Raw genomic sequence first — 3,034 nt, 5'->3', positions numbered from 1 at the left:
ATCCACGGCACCAACGCGACATCAGCCGCTCCCGCGGCGGGCGCTCCCTCACCCAGCCTGGTCCAAACGAAAGACCCTAGACGGTGGATCACGGTCCTCAGTCGTTCGCGAGCCGGCGCTCGGAGGTGTGGCGGTTGGCCGGGACGGGCAGGCCGAGGCTGGCGCGCAGGGTGTCGCCGGCGTACTCGGTGGGGAACAGTCCGCGCTTCTGCAGGACCGGGACGACGCCGTCGACAAAGAGGTTGAGGTCGTCGTCGGTGCGGAAGGCGAGGTTGATGCCGTCGAAGGTGCCGGCGTCGAACCACTGCTCGATAGTGTCGGCGACGGTCTCCGGCGCGCCGACGAAGGGCGAGCGACGGAACTGGTTGACCGACTCGGCGACCTGACGCAGCGTCAGACTCTCACCCCTGGCGCGCTCGGTGATCTTGGCCGCGCCCGGGTCCGCGCGTGGACGCGTCCGGAACCTGCGGGATCCGGACCCACGCGCTTGCCTTTCGGCCATTCCCCGCCCGGTCCCGTCACACAGCGGCAATACTTTGCGCTCGGCCCTATGATTTATCTCCGTCATGACTGGACGGTCGGCGCATCGCGCCGTTGCCGTCGCGATATCAACACCACGAAGGCGGAACGTGGGCGGCCTGAAAAGCCTTGTGCTACGGGCGGCAGGCATTCCCGACCGGATTTCACCGCGGGCATCTCACTCACCGCCTTGATCACGGCGTGGCGCCATCGGCATATCTGAGCATATCCAGTCGAGGAATCGAGTGATGACTGTGCGGCAGATCGTGAGAGTGCTCGGTGTCGGCGGCTCGACCCGCCCGGGTTCAACGGCCGAGCAAGCACTTCGCAGCGCACTGGCCGAGGCGGAACGGCTGGGTGCCGAGGTGGATCTGATCGGTGGTGACCAGCTCGTCATGCCTGCTTACGAGCCCGGAGCCGGGATGCACGCGCCGGCGGCCCGGCGGCTGGTCGCGGCGATCGCCGCGGCGGACGGTGTGATATTCGCCAGCCCCGCCTATCACGGCAGTATCTCGGGTCTGGTGAAGAACGCCATTGATTACATCGAGGAATTGCGCGACGACGAACGGCCGTATCTCAGCGGACGCCCGATCGGCTGTGTCACCGTCGGAGACGGACGGCAGGGCGCCGTCACCGCGCTTACCGCGCTGCGCGAGGTGGCTCACGCACTACGCGGCTGGCCGACACCGCTCGGTGTCACTCTCGACAGAATGGCGACTCGTTTCGGCCCCGACGGACAATGGGCCGACAGCCATGCGGAGCAGCAATTGCGGACCATGGCGGGACAGGTGGTGGAATTCGCCGTGCACCGTGGGATCGCGTTGACGGAACAGTCCGTTCCCGCCCGCTCCGGCGAAACACCGCGCGTCCTGTGAGACTGCCGGAGAGCTCGGGCGGGACAAGCCGGTCGCAGGACCGGCTGGCCGAGATCGACGCCCGTATCGTGCAATTGATACGGCAGCGGATCGAGGAGGAGCACCTTCTCGCCGACGCCAGACGCGCGGCCGGGCTGCCGCGCACCGATCTCTCCCGCGAGAACGAGACGGTGCGTTACTACGACCAGGAACTGAAGACCTGCGGAGCCAATCTGGCACTGCTGCTGCTCGTCATGCGGTGACGCCGCCGGCGAGGCCGGGGCCCGCGCCGACGTGAGGCCGCGCCGGCGCGAAGCGTTCACAGGATGTCCTCCAGCCGGATGGGCAGTCTGCGGTGGCGCCGGCCGGTGGCATGGTGGAGCGCGTTGGCTATCGCGGGCGCCACGCCGACGAAAGCGATCTCGCCGGCTCCCTTCACGCCGGGAGCGTTGAGCAGAGGATCGGGTTCGTCGATGAAGGCGACCTCGATCCGGCCGATGTCGGAGCTGACGGGAACGACATAGTCGGCCAGGTCGGCGTTGACGAACCCGCCGTACCGCGCGTCAGGTTCACTGCCCTCCCGCAGCGTCGCGCCGATGCCCCAGACGACACCGCCGCGGATCTGGCTGAGCGCGGTCACCGGGCTGGCGACCCGGCCGCAGTCCACCACGCTCACCACCCGGGACACCCGGACACGGCCGGTCTCCACCACGACCCGGACCTCGGCGAAGTGCGCGACGAAGCTGAACGCCGAGAACCCGCGGTACTCGGGACCGGCCGGCGCGGACAGACCGGCGTTCAGCCGGTCCACGGCCTGGACGGACTGGCCGGGCGCCCGGGTGACGGCTTCGACGGCGACCTCAGGCCGTCCGGTCGCGGCGACCGCGGCGGCCACATCGACCGGACCCTCGTCGGGCACACCCAGACGCGTGCGCAGTTCCCGTAGCGCGGCATGGACGGCGGCCAGCGCGGTGGCGGTGCCCCAGGAGCCGGCGGTCAGATGCTGAGGCGCGCTCCGGGTGTCCCCGAGGCCGACCCGTATCCCGTCGGCCGGGACACCGAGGTCGAGGGCCACTGTCCGGGCGACCGCCGTGCAGAGCCCCTGTCCCATCTCATGACCGGTCACATCGACGGCGATCCGGCCCTCGGCGTCCGCCCGTAGCCGGGCCACACCGGGTGCCGCGGAGGCCCGGTAGGCACCGGCCGCGACGCCCCAGCCGACCAGCGCGCCGTCCTCGTCCCGCATCGAGCCGGGCTCCGCCGTACGGGCCGCCCAGCCGAACATCGCCGCGCCGCGGCGCAGGCACTCGGCGAGATGGCGGGAGGAGAACGGATTGCCGGTGACCGGATCGGTGGCGGTGTCGTTGTCCAGCCGCAGCGCCACCGGGTCCCGGCCGGTGGCGTACGCGATCTCGTCGACGGCCGACTCCAGGGCGAAGGCGCTGACATGTTCGAAGGGCGCGCGCATGAAGCCGGGCGTCGGCACATCGGTACGGGTGAGGTGCTGGGTGCCGCGGAAGTCGCCGATGCCGTACAACCGCGCGGTGATCGAAGGGTAGTCGGACGCGAACAGGTCATGCCGGGACGTCTGCGACCGTGTCTCGTGGATGGCGGCCAGCAGCCGTCCCGAGGAGTCCGCGCCGAGCCGCAGCCGGGGGGGG

Annotated in this window: 3 protein-coding genes and 1 pseudogene; 2 read left to right on the top strand and 2 right to left on the bottom strand. The window is 70.2% G+C overall.

Annotated features, from left to right (window positions below; all coding sequences use genetic code 11):
• Positions 1-97: 97 nt before the first annotated feature.
• Positions 98-433: pseudogene (locus GA0115259_RS29625) on the bottom strand (LLM class flavin-dependent oxidoreductase); the annotation flags it as partial.
• A 334-nt stretch (positions 434-767) separates the two neighbouring features.
• On the opposite strand from GA0115259_RS29625, the gene GA0115259_RS29620 reads away from it, so the two are divergent.
• Both GA0115259_RS29620 and GA0115259_RS29615 read left to right on the top strand, forming a co-directional pair.
• The gene (locus tag GA0115259_RS29620; protein WP_093602715.1) at positions 768-1,394 is read left to right on the top strand and encodes an NADPH-dependent FMN reductase; all 627 of its coding nucleotides are present in this window, start codon (positions 768-770) and stop codon (positions 1,392-1,394) included.
• Positions 1,391-1,636 (top strand): chorismate mutase family protein, encoded by a 246-nt coding sequence (locus GA0115259_RS29615; RefSeq protein ID WP_093602713.1) that lies wholly within the window; start codon positions 1,391-1,393, stop codon positions 1,634-1,636. Before GA0115259_RS29620 ends, GA0115259_RS29615 begins: the two co-directional genes overlap by 4 nt.
• Positions 1,637-1,692: 56 nt before the next feature.
• Here GA0115259_RS29615 and GA0115259_RS29610 read toward each other — a convergent pair.
• Positions 1,693-3,034: xanthine dehydrogenase family protein molybdopterin-binding subunit (locus tag GA0115259_RS29610; protein WP_141716739.1), on the bottom strand; the 1,342-nt coding region annotated here is incomplete at its 5' end.

Source organism: Streptomyces sp. MnatMP-M17 (assembly GCF_900091995.1).
Taxonomy (GTDB): Bacteria; Actinomycetota; Actinomycetes; order Streptomycetales; family Streptomycetaceae; genus Streptomyces.
The sequence above is the reverse complement of the archived record's forward strand: the minus strand, read 5'-3'. Positions and strand labels throughout refer to the sequence as shown.

Bases quoted from the DNA above. Each gene is read 5' to 3' on its own strand.
- GA0115259_RS29620 (WP_093602715.1), top strand. From the start codon at position 768: ATGACTGTGCGGCAGATCGTGAGAGTGCTCGGTGTCGGCGGCTCGACC.